At 67.8% G+C, this 16,859-nt stretch carries 12 protein-coding genes and 2 pseudogenes; 6 read left to right on the forward strand and 8 right to left on the reverse strand.

Annotation, left to right across the window (positions count from 1 at the left end; genetic code table 11):
* The first annotated feature begins 742 nt into the window (after window positions 1-742).
* The 5 genes and pseudogenes from ACZIYR_RS14410 to ACZIYR_RS14430 all read left to right on the forward strand — a co-directional run bounded on the left by ACZIYR_RS14410 (window position 743) and on the right by ACZIYR_RS14430 (window position 7,145).
* Entirely contained in the window at window positions 743-2,137 is a 1,395-nt protein-coding gene (locus tag ACZIYR_RS14410; RefSeq protein ID WP_483527169.1) for an aldehyde dehydrogenase family protein, read from the forward strand.
* Window positions 2,138-2,257: 120 nt separating this feature from the next.
* On the forward strand, window positions 2,258-4,144 hold the full coding sequence (edd, locus tag ACZIYR_RS14415; RefSeq protein WP_483527170.1) for a phosphogluconate dehydratase: 1,887 nt from the start codon (window positions 2,258-2,260) through the stop codon (window positions 4,142-4,144).
* 50 nt (window positions 4,145-4,194) lie between these two features.
* Window positions 4,195-5,163, forward strand: coding sequence for a glucokinase (gene glk / locus ACZIYR_RS14420; protein ID WP_483527171.1), 969 nt, complete (start codon window positions 4,195-4,197; stop codon window positions 5,161-5,163).
* A pseudogene (locus ACZIYR_RS14425) lies at window positions 5,163-6,161 on the forward strand (aldose epimerase family protein); the annotation flags it as partial. The gene glk and the pseudogene ACZIYR_RS14425, both read left to right, overlap by 1 nt.
* Before the next feature lie 9 nt (window positions 6,162-6,170).
* Window positions 6,171-7,145, forward strand: coding sequence for a carbohydrate kinase family protein (locus ACZIYR_RS14430; RefSeq protein WP_483529090.1), 975 nt, complete (start codon window positions 6,171-6,173; stop codon window positions 7,143-7,145).
* 260 nt (window positions 7,146-7,405) lie between these two features.
* Here the strand turns inward: ACZIYR_RS14430 and ACZIYR_RS14435 are convergent, their stop codons facing one another.
* From ACZIYR_RS14435 to ACZIYR_RS14465, 7 genes and pseudogenes are all read right to left on the reverse strand, one after another.
* Window positions 7,406-8,203, reverse strand: coding sequence for a PoNe immunity protein domain-containing protein (locus ACZIYR_RS14435; protein WP_483527172.1), 798 nt, complete (start codon window positions 8,201-8,203; stop codon window positions 7,406-7,408).
* A 2-nt stretch (window positions 8,204-8,205) separates the two neighbouring features.
* Window positions 8,206-8,964: a PoNe immunity protein domain-containing protein gene (locus ACZIYR_RS14440; protein WP_483527173.1), complete on the reverse strand. Its 759-nt coding sequence runs from the start codon at window positions 8,962-8,964 to the stop codon at window positions 8,206-8,208.
* Between the two features lie 12 nt (window positions 8,965-8,976).
* The gene (locus ACZIYR_RS14445) at window positions 8,977-9,828 is read right to left on the reverse strand and encodes a hypothetical protein (protein ID WP_483527174.1); all 852 of its coding nucleotides are present in this window, start codon (window positions 9,826-9,828) and stop codon (window positions 8,977-8,979) included.
* A 168-nt stretch (window positions 9,829-9,996) separates the two neighbouring features.
* Window positions 9,997-10,800, reverse strand: coding sequence for a PoNe immunity protein domain-containing protein (locus ACZIYR_RS14450; RefSeq protein ID WP_473034441.1), 804 nt, complete (start codon window positions 10,798-10,800; stop codon window positions 9,997-9,999).
* Window positions 10,797-11,555 (reverse strand): PoNe immunity protein domain-containing protein, encoded by a 759-nt coding sequence (locus ACZIYR_RS14455; protein ID WP_473034442.1) that lies wholly within the window; start codon window positions 11,553-11,555, stop codon window positions 10,797-10,799. Before ACZIYR_RS14455 ends, ACZIYR_RS14450 begins: the two co-directional genes overlap by 4 nt.
* Before the next feature lie 975 nt (window positions 11,556-12,530).
* Window positions 12,531-14,537 (reverse strand): annotated as a pseudogene (locus ACZIYR_RS14460) (type VI secretion system Vgr family protein); the annotation flags it as partial.
* Window positions 14,538-14,693: 156 nt separating this feature from the next.
* A complete protein-coding gene (locus ACZIYR_RS14465; RefSeq protein ID WP_473034038.1) occupies window positions 14,694-15,212 on the reverse strand; it encodes an Hcp family type VI secretion system effector in 519 nt (172 codons plus the stop codon).
* A 36-nt stretch (window positions 15,213-15,248) separates the two neighbouring features.
* On the opposite strand from ACZIYR_RS14465, the gene ACZIYR_RS14470 reads away from it, so the two are divergent.
* Window positions 15,249-15,515 (forward strand): hypothetical protein, encoded by a 267-nt coding sequence (locus ACZIYR_RS14470; protein WP_473034443.1) that lies wholly within the window; start codon window positions 15,249-15,251, stop codon window positions 15,513-15,515.
* A gap of 157 nt (window positions 15,516-15,672) precedes the next feature.
* On the opposite strand, the gene cra is transcribed toward ACZIYR_RS14470, so the two are convergent.
* Window positions 15,673-16,674: a catabolite repressor/activator gene (gene cra / locus ACZIYR_RS14475; RefSeq protein WP_483527175.1), complete on the reverse strand. Its 1,002-nt coding sequence runs from the start codon at window positions 16,672-16,674 to the stop codon at window positions 15,673-15,675.
* Window positions 16,675-16,859 lie beyond the last annotated feature (185 nt).

The raw sequence follows: 16,859 nt of genomic DNA on the forward strand, positions 1-16,859 counted from the left end.
GACGGGTGAGTTTCAGGCTTCGCTATCTCCCAGCGAGCTCGCCACCTGACCCGGCCGAATCGAGTTCGTCATCCTACGGACCGCCAGTTCGCCTCCGGTTGCTCCCCACCCCGCCTCGCGACGACGCAGTTACCTTTGGCTACGGGGCCATGGCTTACCCCGATGCGGACTCTCACCGCACTGTGTGCACGCCTTCTCGGGCGCACTGGGAGGCCGGCTCTGCCGGGCGAAGGCGCCGCAGGCGCCCCGGTATCCTCCGGCAGCGCTGCGCGCTGCTTCGCGAGCTGAAGCTCCCTCCCGCAGCGGCAAAAGCGCGCTCAGCTGTGGGAGGCCGGTTCACCGGGCGAAGGCGCCGCAGGCGCCCCGGTATCCTCCGGCAGCGCTGCGCGCTGCTTCGCGCGCTAAAGCTCCCTCCCACAGCGGCCAAAGCGCGCTCATCTGTGGGAGGCCGGTTCACCGGGCGAAGGCGCCGCAGGCGCCCCGGTATCCTCCGGCAGCGCTGCGCGCTGCTTCGCGAGCTGAAGCTCCCTCCCGCAGCGGCAAAAGCGCGCTCAGCTGTGGGAGGCCGGTTCACCGGGCGAAGGCGCCGCAGGCGCCCCGGCATCCTCTGGCAGCGCTGCGCGCTGCTTCGCGAGCTGAAGCTCCCTCCCACAGCGGTACGGCTGACAATCCGCTGGCTGAAGGCCTACATTGTGCCCAGTGCCCGAGCCCCCTTCTATCCCTTATCGACTTGGAGAGGCGCATGACCGATGCACGCGCGCTGCAGGCGCGGTTCGACGCCCAGCGCCAGGCCTTCGCGGCCGAGCCCTACCCCAGCCTGGCCAGGCGCCGCGACCGCCTGGCAAGGCTGGCGGCCCTGTCCCGCCGTCACGGCGACGAGATCGTTCGCGCCATCGCCGCCGACTACGGGCACCGCGCCGAGGCCGAGACGCGGCTCGCCGAGATCGCCACGGTGGGACTGGCGGCACGCCACGCCCGGCGCCACCTGCGCCGCTGGATGCGCTCGCGGCGCGCCGCGGTCCCCTGGCGCCTGCTGCCCGGCCGGGCGCGCATTCACCGCCAGCCGCTGGGTGTGGTGGGCATCATGGCGCCGTCCAACTACCCCTGGAACCTGACCTGGCTGCCGGCGGTGGATGCCCTGGCCGCCGGCAACCGGGTGCTAATCAAGCCCAGCGAGCACACCCCGGTCACCAGCGCGCTCATGGCGCGCCTCGCCGAGCAGTATTTCGCCCCCGACGAGCTCACCGTGATCACCGGCGGCGTGGAGACGGCCCAGGCCTTCGCCGCCCTTCCCTTCGACCACCTGCTGTTCACCGGCAGCCCGCGGGTGGGTCGCGAGGTGGCCCGCGCCGCTGCGGCCAACCTCACCCCGATCACCCTGGAGCTCGGCGGCAAGACGCCGGTGATCATCGGCCCCGACGCCGACCTGGCCAAGGCCGCCGAGCGCGTCGCCTTCGGCAAGTGGCTCAACGCCGGCCAGACCTGCATCGCCCCGGACTACGTGCTGATCGAGACCTCACGGCTCGACGCCTTTATCGAGGCGCTGCGCGAGACGCTGCGCGACTTCTACCCCAAAGGCTGCGCCAGCGAGGACTACAGCGCCGTGCTAGGCGCGTCTCAGCGGCAGCGGCTGGAGAGCATGCTGACCGAGGCCCGGGACCACGGCTGCCGGGTGATCGCGCTCGGCGAGCGGGTCGCACTGGAAGACGGCGCCAAGCTGCCCCCCACCCTGGTGATCGACCCCCACCACGGCCTGACCCTGATGCGCGAGGAGATCTTCGGCCCTTGGCTACCGGTGATCGGTATCGCCAACTTCGACGCCGCCCTGGCCCAGGTCAACGCCGGCCCGCGGCCCCTGGCGCTCTACGCCTTCACCGATGATGCCGCCCGGCGCCGGCAGCTGCTGGAGCAAACCCACTCCGGTGGCGTGGTGTTCAACGACACCCTATGGCACAACGCCGTGCCGGCGCTGCCCTTCGGCGGCGTGGGAGAGAGCGGCATGGGGGCCTACCATGGAGAGACAGGCTTTCGGCGCTTCAGCCACGCGCGCGGCGTCTTCATGCAGTCGCGGCACAGCCGCGTGAGCTGGCTCAATCCGCCCTACAAGCGCTGGCTGCTACGCCTGGTGGGTCGATGAGCCGCCAGCACAAGGTAATAAAACTACATTAAAGCCCATAAATGGCGTAGCATGGCGGAAACTGCGCGCATTATTTTGGTAAACTTACCATAAACTGAATCTCGACCCGCGAGGTGCCCCATGACTAGCCCATCACCCGCCCTCCATCCCACCGTCGCCGACGTCACCCGCCGGATCCGCGAGCGCTCCGCCGAGCGCCGCGCCCTCTACGAGAGCCGCATGGCCGACCAGCACAAGCGCGGCGTGCATCGCGGCGAGCTCTCCTGCGGCAACCTGGCCCACGGCTTCGCCGCCTGCGGCGCAGAAGACAAAAACTCGCTGAAGCTGATGAACTCGGCCAACCTGGGCATCATCTCCTCCTACAACGACATGCTCTCGGCCCACCAGCCGCTGGAGGTCTTTCCCGAGACCATCAAGGCCGCCGCCCGGGCCATGGGCTCCACCGCCCAGTTCGCCGGCGGCGTGCCGGCGATGTGCGACGGCGTCACCCAGGGCCAGCCGGGCATGGAGCTGTCGCTGTTCTCCCGCGATGTGATCGCCATGGCCACCGCCGTGGGGCTCTCCCACAACATGTTCGATGCCGCCCTCTATCTCGGCGTGTGCGACAAGATCGTGCCGGGGCTGTTCATTGCCGCGGCGCGCTTCGGCCACCTGCCGGCGATGTTCGTACCCGCCGGCCCCATGGAGAGCGGCCTGCCCAACAAGGAGAAGGCGCGCATCCGCCAGCTCTACGCCGAGGGCAAGGCGAGCCGCGAGGACCTGCTGGAGGCGGAGTCGGCCTCCTACCACAGCCCCGGCACCTGCACCTTCTACGGCACCGCCAACTCCAACCAGCTGATGATGGAGATGATGGGCCTGCACCTGCCGGGCACCTCCTTCGTCAACCCCGGCACCGAGCTGCGCGAGGCGCTGACCCGCTTCGCCACCGAACAGGCGATCCGCAACAGCGAGCCCGGCGGCGAGTATCGGCCGTTCTACAAGCAGATCGACGAGCGCGCCATCGTCAACGCCATCGTCGGCCTGCTGGCCTCCGGCGGCTCCACCAACCACACCCTGCACCTGGTGGCGATGGCCGCCGCGGCGGGCATCACCATCGACTGGAACGACTTCACCGAGCTCTCGGCGGTGACGCCGAGTCTGATGCAGGTCTATCCCAACGGCCAGGCCGACATCAACCACTTCCAGGCCGCCGGCGGCATGAGCCTGCTGTTCCGTGAGCTGATGGGTGCCGGGCTGATTCATACCGATATCCCCACGGTGTTCGGCACCGACCTGACCGCCTACACCCGCGAGCCCTTCCTCGAGGACGGCAAGCTGACCTGGCGCGAGGGGCCCACCGAGAGCCTCGACCGCGACGTGCTGGCCTCGGTGGCCGAGCCGTTTGCCGCCACCGGCGGACTCACCGTGCTCGACGGCAACCTGGGACGCGGGGTGATCAAAATCTCGGCGGTGGCCCCGGAGCACCGCCTGGTCGAGGCACCGATCAAGATCTTCGAGGACCAGAACGAGCTCAAGGCCGCCTTCGAGGCCGGCGAGCTGGACCGCGACGTGATTGCCGTGGTGCGCTTCCAGGGCCCCAAGGCCAACGGCATGCCGGAGCTGCACAAGCTGACCCCGTACCTGGGGGTGCTGCAGGATCGCGGCTTCAAGGTGGCGCTGGTCACCGACGGGCGCATGTCCGGGGCCTCGGGCAAGGTGCCGGCGGCCATCCATATCAGCCCCGAGGCGCTGGACGGCGGCCCCCTGGCGAGGCTCAGGGACGACGATATCGTACGCCTCGACGCCGACCGCGGCACCCTCGAGGTCAAGCTCTCGCCCCAGGCGCTGGCCGATCGCGAGCTGCGCGTGGGCGAGCTGGACCACTATCACGTCGGCCTGGGCCGCGAGCTGTTCGGCGGCTTCCGCCACCTGGCCATGCGCGGCGAGCAGGGCGCGGGCGTCTTCGGCGGCTTCGAGGCCGACGACCTCGCCCGCCAGGAGAGCCAGATCCACGAAGACGACGCCTGAGCTACGGCCATAGCGAGAAGCACCGGGGAGAGACAAAGGACATATTGACGATGACACGACCTGCGCTGATCGGCGATATCGGCGGCACCAATGCCCGCTTCGCCCTGGTGACACCCGGCAGCTTCGCCCCCCAGCAGGTGCAGAGCCTGCCCTGCGCCGACTACCCGGGGCCGGTGGAAGCGGCCCGGGACTACCTGGCGCGGGCCGGGCTGACGGGCGACGATGCCCCGCGCGAGGCCTGCCTGGCCTTCGCCTGCCCGATCCGCGGCGACCGGGTGAGCATGACCAACAACCCCTGGGCCTTCTCCCGGGGCGAGGTCCAGCAAACGCTGGGGCTCAAGCGCTTCAAGGTGATCAACGACTTCACCGCCCAGGCGCTCGGCGTGCCGCACCTCCGCGATGAGGACCTGGTCGAGGTCCGCCCCGGCGAGGCGCAGCCCGATGCCCCCCGCCTGGTGATCGGCCCCGGCACCGGCCTGGGCGTGGCCGGGCTGGTCCCTGGCCGACGCGCCTGGATCCCGCTGACCACCGAGGGCGGCCACGTCACCTTCGCCCCCACCGACGAGCGCGAGCAAAACCTCTTGCGCCACTTCCGCAACCGCTACGGCCGGGTCAGCGTGGAGCGCATCCTCTGCGGCCAGGGGCTTCACGACCTCTACCTGGCCCACTGCTCGCTGAAGGGGGCCCCGCCCCGCTACGCCGATCCCGCCGAGGTCACCCGGGCGGCCGACGAGGGGGACGGCGTGGCGCGTGATACCCTGTTGCGCTTCTTGAAGATTCTCGGCGACGTCTGCGGCGACGCGGCACTCACCCTGGGGGCTCGCGGCGGGGTCTATCTGTGCGGCGGCATCCTGCCGCGGCTGCGCGACTGGCTGCCGCAGAGCCGCTTCGAGGCGGCCTTCACCGCCAAGGGGCGCATGAACGCCTACACCGCCGCCATCCCGGTGCGGCTGGTGACCTCCCCCTGGCCGGGCCTGCTGGGCGCCGCCGAGGCCCTGCACAATGAAGAGGTGACATGATGATTCCGCACGCCCTACGCACCCTGCTCGACGAGACCCGCGGCCAGCGGCGCGCCCAGTGGGAGGGCCGCGAGGTTTGGCTGGCCAACGAGCCCTGGGGCGAACTGGCGGTGTCGCTCCAGGGCGCCCAGGTCCTGCACTTTTCACCGGCGCCCGCCCCCGCGCCAGCTGATGGCTCTTTACCGGCGCCCGCCCCCGCGCCAGCTGATGGCTCTTTACCGGCGCCCGATCCCGCGCCAGCTGATGGCTCTTTACCGGCGCCCGATCCCGCGCCGGAGGGCATGGTCGCCGGCGGTTGGCTATGGGTCACGCCCACGCCCCAGGCGCTGCCCGGGGCGATCCGTGGCGGCATCCCGCTGTGCTGGCCCTGGTTCGCCGACGACCACTACGCCGACGAGACGCCGGACCGCTCAGGCCCCTTCCACGGCCCGGCGCGCAAGGCCGAGTGGCGCCTCGATGCAGTGGACGAGCACGAGGAGGGGGTGGAGCTGCACCTCTCGCCGGAGACACGCCTGCACAGCCAGCTCTCGCCCCGCGCGGTGATCCAGGCCAACGCCCGGCGTCTGCACGTCGAGCTGATCACCGAGCACGTGGGCGAGACCCCCGAGAAGCTCAGCGGCGCCCTGCACAGCTACCTGGCGGTGGCCGACAGCTTCGCCTGCCGGGTGGAGGGGCTAGCCGGCGCCCGCTATCTGGACAAGACGGCGGGCTTCGCCGAACGCGACCAGCAGGGCGAGCTCGCGGTGCGCGGCGGGCTCGACCGCATTTACCACAGCAACGCCGAGCTGACCCTCGACGACGGCACCCGGCGGCTGCGCATCGCCCGCCAGGGCAGCGATTCCGCGGTAGTCTGGCACCCCGGCGAGACGCCGCCCGACGATACGCCCGCCGAGGCCGTGCGGCGCTTCCTGTGCGTGGAGTCGGCCAATACCCGCCTCGACCCGGTATGGCTGGTGCCCGGTGCCCAGCACCTGCTGGGCACCACCCTCTCCCTGGCGGACGCCGTCATGATTCCCCTGATCAGCTTCGGCGAAGCCCTGGTGGACATGCTCTCCAGCCGCCTCGGCGAGCCGGCCGGCGACGCCCCCGAGACCTTTACCCCCTATGCCGGCGGCGCCCCCGCCAACGTGGCCGTGGCCTGCGCGCGGCTGGGCGTGCCCAGCCGCTTTCTGGGCATGCTCGGCGAGGACTACTTCGGGGACTTCCTGGCCCGGGAGCTGGCCACCCACGGCGTCGACACCAGCGGCGTGGTGCGCACCCGGCAGGCGCGCACGGCGCTGGCCTTCGTCTCCCGGGACACCGACGGTGAGCGCACGTTCGACTTCTACCGCCCGCCGGCCGCCGACCTGCTCTACCGGCTCGAACACCTGCCCGCCGGGATCTTCGCCGAGCCGGCAATCGTCCATTTCTGCACCAACAGCCTCACCGAGCCGGCCATCGCCGAGACCACCCTGGCCATGGCCGAGATGGCACGCCGCGCCGGCTGCCTGGTCAGCGTCGACGCCAACCTGCGCCACAACCTCTGGGAAGGCGGGGAAGCCGATATCGCCCTGGTGACCCGGCTGCTGGACGAGGCCGACTTGCTCAAGCTCTCCACCGACGAGCTCGACTACCTGCGCGCCGACCACCCGGCAGACGCCTGGCTGGCCGAGCGCCTGGCCGCCGGGATCAAGGCCGCCGTGATCACCGACGGGGGCGGCGAGGTGGTGCTCAAGGGGGTGGACATCGAGCAGCGGGTGGCCCCGCCCCGGGTCCAGGCGGTGGACACCACCGCCGGCGGCGACGCCTTTATCGGCGGCCTGCTGGCCGAGCTCGCCGCGCACCTCGGCGAGGTGGGGATCGACGGCGACTGGCACCGCGACACGGCCTTTCTCGCCCGCGCTGTGGAGACCGCCTGCCGCTGCGGCGCCCATGCCGTGACCCGCCCCGGCGCCTACGCCGCCCTGCCCACTCGCGAGGACCTGGCGAAGCTCAAGGAGTAGGCTCCCGCCGCGCCACCGGGTTAATCGTCGGCGGGCGCGAACTTGCCGGCATGCGGCAACGCGGCGCGGCATTCCGGCGCCGGCCCAGTCCTGGCTCACTCTCACCCAGGCACTCGCGATGTCGTCGGTATTGGCCTCGCTGCGCAGCGCCTCCAGGCGCACCCGGGTGAAGCGCGCCGAAGGCATCCGCCTTGTGACGAGACCTGCTGCAGTCGGCGCGGCGCTTTGGCGACCTGCCCGCACTCGGGCTGCCGCCGGCGTTAAGGTTGCTGGCTCAGATCCCCCGGATAATGCTCATGGCCGCGGAGCCCCTGGTCGTCTACCCCCAGTAACCGGGCGACCAGCAGCGCCTCGAAGCTCCAGTAGCCGACGTAATAATCGGTGTAGACGAACTCGCCATCGCACAGATGGCTGTCGTACCAGTCGGCCTCCTGGCACTGGTCATACCACTGATCAAGGAACACCCCGAGCAGCGTCTGCTGTGTGGCGGGCTCGGCATCGAAGGCGGCCAGCAGGGGACGATAGAGGGCGGGATAGCGCAGCTCCTCGGCAGGCGTCTCGGGCGGGCTGCCCAGCCGGGCGGCGATGCGGTCCAGCAGCGCATCGCGTCCGGCGTTGCCGATACAGGCCAGCGCCTGCTGAAGATGCGCCTCATCGGCGCCGGTGGCGACCAGCAGGCCCAGCCACCACAGGGCATAGATATAGCGGTTGATATTGGCCGAGCCGCAGGCCTCGCCCTGGCCGCCGAAGACCTCGAAGGGCTGGCGGTAGACCTGCTGGCCGGCCGGCAGCCGATCCGCCACTGCCGAGAGCTGTTGGCGCAGCGGCAGGATCTCGGCCACCAACGGCGCCAGTTCGGCCGGGCTGGCACCGCTGGAGTAGTGAGCCACCGCCCGCAGGATGGCCAGCTCATAGAGCTGATGAGCGGCGTCCACCTGCTCATCGGGCAGCACGAAGCCGCCGGCATCCAGCGCCTGCTGGGTCTCTTCGATGCCCTCGTCGAACTCGGGTAACAGCTCGTCGAAGTACGCGGCCGAGCGGCGGGTATCACGCAGCATGCTCAGTCTCCATGCACCAGGGCGGCGGGGTAGTAGCGGTGGTCACGGAAAGAACTGTCATCGATATCGAACAGCTTGACCACCAGGGCGGCTTCGTAACACCAGTAGCCGCTATAGAGTTTGTCCTCGGCGGCTGTCAGATGGCAGTCAAAAGCGGGCCGGTCTTTGCGGTTTTCGTACCAACCATCCAGAAAGGCCTTCATCAAGACCGGTCGCTGGGCAGGCTCTGCCTCCACCACCTTGAGCAGCTGCGCATAGTGCTTCTTGTAGAGCAGCGTATCCGCCACAGGGCGATTGACGTCGCCCAATTGTACGCCAATGCGGTCAAACAGCGCATCCAGCCCCTGGTTGCCCATCAGTTCCAGGGTCTCCTGCAGATAGCCCTGATCCATGCCAACGCCTACCGCAAAGGCCAGCCACTGCATATATTGCTCATAGCGATCCTGGGTCAGGCGCTCCCACATCACCCGGTCCGGCTGGTCTTCCTCCGGTAAGGCATCGGCGTATTGGGCTTGCAGGCGGCGGTAGGTCAATAGCTGATGAATATCCTCGCCCATCTCCGCAATGGCGTCGCCACGGGAGTAACGCAGTTCAAGGAGCATCAGGGTTCCCTCAACCACCCCGAAGGAGACCCCCATGCGCCCGAACGGGTTCAGCGTTTCGGGGTGGGACAGATCGTCCTTATCCTCTTGGATGGATGCCAACCGAAAATTGATATTGTCATCAAAATAGGCTTTGGGTTGTAGCGGGTCTCTGAGCACTTTTTTCTCCTGTTAAAAGCCGTTGGGGGTGCCGGATACATAGCCTTTTCTGTCCAATACCCGAGTGCTCATGCTGCCATCGGGTTTGCTTCGAATCAGGTATTTGTCGACGTGGCCATTTCCGCGCTTAAGATTTTTTAGGATCCTATCCCGCTCGGCCGGATCAGTAATTCCGGCATCACGCAGCCGCTCATTCGTTATCCAATCATCATTCATCTGCCGCCCATCGGCAGTGTTGCCCATTCTAGCCCGATTGTACTTGGCCTCGGTGATCACAAACTCCGGTGGTGGGTTGGCGTTGCGGTACACCCCGTCGATGCCTTGGGCACCGGGCGTGTACCGGCCGTTGGTATTGCCCACCGGCGTAAACCCTCTTTCTTGCATCAGCAGGTGGGCATTGTGCTCGCCCGCCGCCGCCCGGCGATGATTGAGCCCGGCGTAGGGGAAGTCATCCGGGGTGAGTGCCCCCTGGGGCGCTGGCAATCGCCCAGGGCGCATGCCTGCACTGTCCGATCTGCGGGTGCCGCGTATGCCGTCACCGGCTTCGCCCACTTTGCGCACGGCCCGGACCCCGGGCACGACCGATACCGCCGTGAGCGCGGCCATACCCGTCGCGGCGCCATAACGCCCCTCGCCCCATAGCTGATAGGTATCCTGGGCGTCCACCGCGGTGCCGTAGGGCGTGAAGACCTCGGCGGCGAACGTCCCTACCGCCCGGGTCGCCTGACCAGACGAGGAAGCGTAACGCACCTGCCGCTCGGCTTCCTGGCGCAGGTCATTGGCACGCTGTGCCGCTTCGTCGACGAGGAAATGGCTGTCGAGGAGGTCGTCGCTGCCGAGGCGTCCTTCCCTGGCGGCATCCATCAGGGCGTCTTTCTGCCCCCGGGTTTCGCCGATCAGTCGCTCGACCTCGGCATACAGCGCTTCGGCGTCTTCCAGCGATCTGTCGTTGGGGGCGTCGTTCAGGGCCTCACGCAGCCGGTCGGCTTGCGCCAGGTGGGCGTCGGCTTGCTGGCGGCTACCTCGACGGCATCAGCTTCTCGCTGGCATCGAACGGTAATGCGCTACCAGGTCGGCCGGGTAGTGCGGGTGCGCTCGGAAGGATGTGTCGTCGATATCGTAGAGCGCCACGACCAGCGCTGCCTCGAAGCACCAGTAGCCGACATAGAAATCCGCCAGCTCGAACTCCTCGTCTTCCTTGAGGTGGTTGTCGTACCAGGCGGCGGGTTCGCAGGCCGTGTACCAGTCGTCGAGGAAACGCTGAAGCCGGGCTGGGCGCTGTGCCGGCGGTGAGACGATGACGCCAAGCAGCGTGCCGTGCAGGGCCGGATAACAGAGCGTGTCGGCCACCTCGCGGTGGCGGTCCCCAAGCCGCACGGCCAACCGGTCGAGCAGGGAGTCCTGGCCGACATTGCCGGTGAGGGCCAGCATTCGCTGGCGATAGGCATCATCCACACCCAGGCAGCCCGCCAGCGACCACCACCAGAGATGGTAGAGGTAGGTGTCGAAGGTGTTGAAGCGACTGTCGAATTGCTCCAGCGGACGGCGCATCACCTGCTGGCGTTCGGGCAGCTTATCGGCGTACTCGGCCAGTTGCTCACGCCGCCTGAGCACCTCATCCAAGTGGGGCCGCAGGCTCTCCAGCGCATCGCCCTGGGAGTAGCGGGCGATGAGGCCGTACAGACTGCCTTCGAAGAGCTGCCAGGCGCTGCGCACCCGGTCATCGGGCAGACGGTTGACCGGATCGGTAGGCTCACCCTGCAAGCCGACATCGAGTTCGCTCAACAGCGAGGTGAAATACGCCGGTGACTTGCGGGTGTCGCGCAGGGTCGTCATGCCGGGTCTCCATGAATCAGCGCGGCGGGATAGAGCGGATGATCGCGGAAGGCGCTGTCGTCGATGTGGAACAGCTTGACCACCAGCGCCGCTTCGAAGCACCAGTCGCCGGGGTGATAGGGGCCTGTGCCCTTGCGGATGATGCCGATGCCCCAACTACGGATGGTCTTGGCATAGCCATCGAGAAATTTCTTGATCAGCTTGCCCTGCTGGGCCGGGGCGGCGTCCAGAGCCTCATACAGCGGCGCATAGGGTTTGGGGTAGAGCAGGCCCTCGGCCACGGGACGTTCGCGGTCCCCCAGGGCAATGGCGATGCGGTCGAACAGCGCATCCACTCCGGCATTATCGATCAGCGCCAGGGCACGCTCGATATGCGCCTGCTCGGCGCCCAGGCAGGCGGCGAAGGTCAGCCAGCGGCAGTACTCGATATAGAACTTGTCGTCCAGGCGCTCATACATCACGCGAGATTCCTGATCTTCCTCGGGCAGGGCGTCGCAGTAGTGCAGCAGCTTTTCGCGCTGTTCGAGTAGCCCAGGCAGGTCGTCGCGGAGGGCCGTCAGATCGTCGCCTCGCGAATAGCGGGCAACCATCAGGTCGAGCGCTTGCGAGAACATTCCAGAGGCAGCTGTGACTTTGCCTTCCGGGGGCCACAGGTCCGGATTGAGGATGTCGACTTCATCCTCGGCCAAGGCTTCCGAGAAAAAGCGAATATATTCGTCGAGATCTTCTTTCTTGCGAGTCGTTTCACGCAGCATGTAACTTCCTCTCCTTTTACCCTAAAACCCCGGGGCATCGCCGATGACTCTAGCATTATTATCCAGCAGTCTTACCCGGGACGAACCGTCGGGTTTGACACGCACCAGATACTTGTCGATGCGGCCGGCTCTTCGTGCTCTGTCGACTTCACGAAAGAGCGCGGGGTTGTTATCACCATCCACGGCCTCGAAGAGATTCCGCTGCACCCAGCGATTATCCATCTGCTTGGAGCCATCGGCCAACCGCTTCAGTCGGCTACGGCCGAACTTGGCCTCGGTGATGACGAAGTCCGGCGGCGGACTGGGGTGGCGATAAATGCCGTCGATGCCCGTCTGCCCCGGCAGATAGATGCCGTCGGTGCGGCCGATCGGTTCCAGGCCATTGCGCGTCATCAGATCGTGGGCACGCGCTTCGCCGAAGGCGGCTCTCTGATGGTTGGTGGCGTTGCGGGAGATAGATACCCCGTCGCCGTCCGGGGCACGCCGGGCGGTGCCGGCCGCACTGCTGGCAGCGCCGCTACCTCGACCTCCCACCGCCTCGATGGCGATTGCCGTCGCGCTCATCTCCAGGGCGCCCGGGATGCCGTTACGCTCACTAGCGTCTTGCCAGGCCTCCGTCCCGGCATCCCAGATGGCGCCGTAGGCCTCTGTGGTGCGCTGCCAGTCGTCGACGTACTGAAGGGTGGGCTCGATATCGCCGCTGCGCAGGCTGAGGGTGCTTCTAGCCAGAGATATCGCACTTGGCCCTGACAGGGTGCGCAACCCCTGGTAGGTGTCTTGGGTACCTTGCACGACACGGCCTCGGGCGGCTTTCGTGGCGTCGTCGTCGCTGGTGAATGGCAGCGCCTCCCAGGCGGTCCTGGTGGCTGCCTTGGCATTATCCCAATGGCTGCTGACCACACGGCCCGCTTCCTGGCCGGGGTTGTAGCTGACCATCTCGTCATCGAGCAGGGCCTGCTGATGCGCCTTGAGCGTCACGTCTTCGCTGCTTTCGGGGATGGCCTCGCCGGGCAGGCGCGGCGGCTCAGCGTGTTGGCCGCTGCCCGTGCCGGGGCTGCCGCCGGCATTGACCTTGATCCGGGGACCGACGATGGTCACCCCAGAGGCATCAAGCTTGATAAAGCTGCCACCGGCCTTGAGGGTGATCTCGCGGCCGGCGTTGAGCACGGCCTTCTGGCCGGCCTTGATATGCAGTTCGCGGCCGCTCTCGGTCAGCCAGGCCTGGCCGGCCTCGAGGTGCAGGCTGCCGTGCACGGTGAGGTGCTGGCCGCCCTCGCCCTTCACTTGGGTGTGGCGCTGGCCGTGCACCGTGAGGTGGTCGTCGCCGTGGATCTCGCCGAGGCGGTGGCGCTCGATGGCAAGGTGGCTGTCGCGGCGGATGGTCTCGGTGCGGTCGTTGAGGGTCAGCAGCTCCAGGTCCATCTGGGCGTGCAGCCAGATCTGCTCGGCGTCGGTCGCATCCTCGAAGCGCAGCTCGTTGAAGCCTTCCGCCTTGTGGCTCTGGGTGCGCAGCACGGTACGGGTCTTGTGCGCGGGCAGCGCATAGGGCGGGGTGTTGACCGCGTGGTAGGTGCGCCCGGTGATGATCGGCTGGTCCGGGTCGCCCTCCAGGAAGCTGACGATCACCTCGTGGCCGATGCGCGGAATGGCCATGGCGCCGTAGCCGCCGCCGGCCCAGCCCTGGCTGACCCGAATCCAGGCACTGGCCCCTCTTTCAGCGGCTTCGCCGCCAGCCCCGGCGGTATCGGGCTCGGCGTAGCGGTCCCAGGGGAACTGCACCTTGACCCGGCCGTGTTCGTCGCAGTGGATCTCCTCGCCCTCGGGGCCGACCACGACGGCCACCTGGGGGCCGTCGACCCGCGGCCGGACGGGGGGCTCGGGGCGCCAGACGCGCTCAGCGGGGGCCAGCACCAGCTCGTTATAATAGCGGGTCATCTGGCCCTGGCCAGCCGCCTCCCCCTGGGCGACGCCATCCTCCTCCAGGGCCTGGGGCTGCTCGCCATGATGCACCACCGCCACCACCTGCCAGTCGCGGTTGAGGGCGTCGATATCGTGGTCGGTGAGGGTGAAGCACATTCCCGGGGCCAGCTCCGGCAGGTCGCTCTCGGCCTGGGCGGTATTGGCCTCGGCGCGCAGCGCCTCCAGGCGCACCCGGGTGAAGGGCACCCCCGAGGCATCGGCCTTGTAGCGGCCGGGGTAGTCGAAGTGCTCGTAGTCCTCCCGCTGGGCGTGCTCGCCGAGCCCCGGCGCCGGGTGCTCGTGAAGCTGGTCGTAGGCCGGGTTCTTGAAGGTGTAGTCCTTGAGCATCGCCGACGCCGGGCGCACCCGCGACACCTGGCGCAGCTTGCGGATATGGCGCCGCGGCGGGGTGCCGCCGGCCCGGCCGTGGTAGGTGCGCTCCCCCACCCTGGGCAGCAGCTGGGTGGCATCGATGAAGACCAGCCGGTGGGCGCCGCCTTCGGCATTCTCGAACTCATGGAGGTAGACGAGCCCTTCCTCGGCGGCCAGGCGCTCGACGAAGGCCAGGTCGGTCTCGCGGTACTGCACGCAGAACTCGCGCTCGGCGGGCTCGCGGGTCAGGGCGAAGGCCACATCACGCAGGCCGCGCTCATCGCACAGGGTGGCGAGGATGTCCTGGGGCGGGGTGTCCTGGAAGATCCGCGAGTTGTGGCGCAGGTCGAGGCGCCACAGCGCCGGGCGGATGACCAGAGTGTAGAAGGTGCGGCGGTGGCCGCGGTCGCCGCGGCCGAACTCGCTGACGATGCCGTGGACGCGGCGTAGCGGCTCGCCGTCCTGCCAGACCGTCAGGGTAGCGTTGCGATCGAGCGTGTCGGCGGGGGCGATCTCCGGGTCGCGGCTGGCCAGGGTCACCCTGAGCTCGAAGGGGGCGGAGAGGGCCTCGCGATAGATGAAGTCGATGACCGCCACATCCTCGCCCCCGGGCAGGGTCAAGGTGAACTGCAGTCCGCTTGCATGGGCCATGCGGCGTCTTCCCTCCTGGAAGTCGGTACGGCTGCCGCACGATGTGGGCGCGGCGTGTCCAATGGGGTCACTCGAGCCGCTGATGCCAGGGCGCGGCGAGGTGCCCTGGCATCAACGGCCAAGACGATGGCCGCCCACAGGCGGCCATCTGGGCGCTTATGATTCCAGCGGGGCGCGCCAGTCGTCGGACCCGGAGGTACCCGCCACGGTGTGCTCCCAGTCGATCTTGCGGTAGGCCAGGGAAACATCCATCAGCTGCGTGAACTCAGCCTTGGTCAGGTCCTGGGCATGGGGCATGTGCAGGTTGATGTCGACGATGGTGGCGTCGGTCAGGGTGGTGGTGAAGAAGTGCTCCTGACGGCCCTCCACGGAGGTGCGGTACCACCTCAGCTCGACATTCGGCAGCATCTCGCCGGAGGCCAGGGCGTTGTAGAGCAGCGGCACGGCCTTGTTGAGGGCCACGGTGAAGATGAACGGCTTGTGGGCACGCTGGCCGGAAGGCTGGCCGGACTGCGGGTCGGTGGGCACGGTGACGATGTGCTTGAACTCCTGCACCAGCATCTCATCTTCGTGGCCTTCCACGTAGATATTGCCCACGGAGTCCGGGGTGAAGGCGCCCGCAGTGATATGGCCCTGGGTCTGACCGTGGATGCTGATATAGCAAGGTGTCGGCATGAGTCTGCTCCTTGACGGTATGAAAGAGAGTGTCCTGTGGACACCCAACAAGGGGCAGGGACCATGCCAATATTAGCAAAATACAAAATAATCAAATACCTACGAAAACCCTCCGTGCTCACAGGCCTTCTTCCAGGCAATACATTGCCTGAAAATCGGGTCATTTCTTGCCTGCGGGCAAGAAATGGCCCGGCCAATGTTTCCCACAAAACCCTCAACAGTTACAAAGATTACAGAATATTAACCTCTTCTCTCGGCATTCTGATTCCCTCCTTAACCTATGCCGCTTCCCAAATGACCTGACTGGCCAAACACTTCACCGTGACGGCAACAAGCATCACAGCGGTGGCTTTCTCACCGCGAGGTAGGCATGGCCTAACGTGTGGGAACAAATCCCTTAATCCACCACGGCGCCCGTCTCAAGGGCTGAAGCGAGCCATAGTGGCCTGACCGGTTCGCCCTACTTCACCGCCTGGCGCTCCGGCCGCCGCCAGCGCAGCCGGCGGGCGATCACCGTCTCGCCCGGGCGGTAGTCGCCCCGGGCCGCGGCCAGGGCGGCCTGCAGGGCCGTGGCGGCGATGCGGTCGTGGTCCTGCACCGCCGAGTTGACCGGCTGCGGCAGGAAGTCCAGCAGCCGGCTGTCGCCGAAGGTCGCCAGGCGCAGGCCCTGGGGCAGCCCCCCCTCCTCCAGCAGCACGTCGAAGACGCCGTCGAGCAGCGTATAGGAGGCGGTGATCAGGGCGTCGGGCAGGCCATGGGCGTCGAGCAGCTCGCGCAGCAGCCGCGCCCCCTCGTCGCGATCGTAGCGCTCGCCGCTGGCGAGGATCGCCTCGGCCTCGCTGTCCGCCAGGGCCCGCTCGAACCCCGCCCGGCGCTCCCGGGTGATGGAGATCCCCGGCACGGCGTCCAGCCAGGCCACCCGCCTCACCCCCTCGCCCAGCACCGACCGGGTCAGCCGCTCGGCGGCCTCGCCGTCGTTGCTCACCACGCAGGTGAAACGCGAGGGGTCGAGCCCACGGTCCACGGCGATCACCGGCAGGCCATCGGCCATCAGCTCAACATAGAAGGGATCGTCCGGCGGCAGGCAGCTGGCGGTGATCAGCACCTCGCAGCGCTGGGCGCGCAGCGCCAGCGCCAGGTCGCGCTCGCTCTCCGGCCGGTCGTCGGAGCCGACGATCAGCAGCTGGTAGCCCTGCTCCCGGGCACCCCGTTCCAGGCGCTTGGCCAGGCGCGCATAGCTGACGTTCTCCAGGTCCGGCACGATCAGCCCCAGGGTGCGGCTCGATCCGCGCCGCAGGGCCGCGGCCTGGGCATCGACCCGGTAGCGGTGCTTGCGCACCAGCGCCATCACCCGCTCCACGGTCTGGGGGCTGATGCGCTTCTCCTCGGCCTTGCCGTTGATGACATAGCTGGCCGTAGTGCGCGAGACACCGGCCAGGCGGGCGATTTCAGCGAGCGTCATAACCACCTCTTGGGAGCTTGATGACACGATTCTACGCGAGTGGCGACCGGATCGCCCGCCATCCGCCACCCCACACCCTACCAATGTCGTAGAAGAACAGCCTTGCCAAATCGGGTGAATCGATCCAGCCTTAACCCCATAGGTGACACGATTCAGCCATAACGCACAATGCTCACACTTTGAGG

The organism is Billgrantia sp. NRB1 (assembly GCF_056921725.1).

Coding starts and splice junctions, on each gene's coding strand:
- ACZIYR_RS14410 (WP_483527169.1), top strand. CDS start 743: ATGACCGATGCACGCGCGCTGCAGGCGCGGTTCGACGCCCAGCGCCAG.
- edd (WP_483527170.1), top strand. CDS start 2,258: ATGACTAGCCCATCACCCGCCCTCCATCCCACCGTCGCCGACGTCACC.
- glk (WP_483527171.1), top strand. CDS start 4,195: ATGACACGACCTGCGCTGATCGGCGATATCGGCGGCACCAATGCCCGC.
- ACZIYR_RS14430 (WP_483529090.1), top strand. CDS start 6,171: ATGATTCCCCTGATCAGCTTCGGCGAAGCCCTGGTGGACATGCTCTCC.
- ACZIYR_RS14435 (WP_483527172.1), bottom strand. CDS start 8,203: ATGCTGCGTGATACCCGCCGCTCGGCCGCGTACTTCGACGAGCTGTTA.
- ACZIYR_RS14445 (WP_483527174.1), bottom strand. CDS start 9,828: ATGGATGCCGCCAGGGAAGGACGCCTCGGCAGCGACGACCTCCTCGAC.
- ACZIYR_RS14450 (WP_473034441.1), bottom strand. CDS start 10,800: ATGACGACCCTGCGCGACACCCGCAAGTCACCGGCGTATTTCACCTCG.
- ACZIYR_RS14455 (WP_473034442.1), bottom strand. CDS start 11,555: ATGCTGCGTGAAACGACTCGCAAGAAAGAAGATCTCGACGAATATATT.
- ACZIYR_RS14465 (WP_473034038.1), bottom strand. CDS start 15,212: ATGCCGACACCTTGCTATATCAGCATCCACGGTCAGACCCAGGGCCAT.
- cra (WP_483527175.1), bottom strand. CDS start 16,674: ATGACGCTCGCTGAAATCGCCCGCCTGGCCGGTGTCTCGCGCACTACG.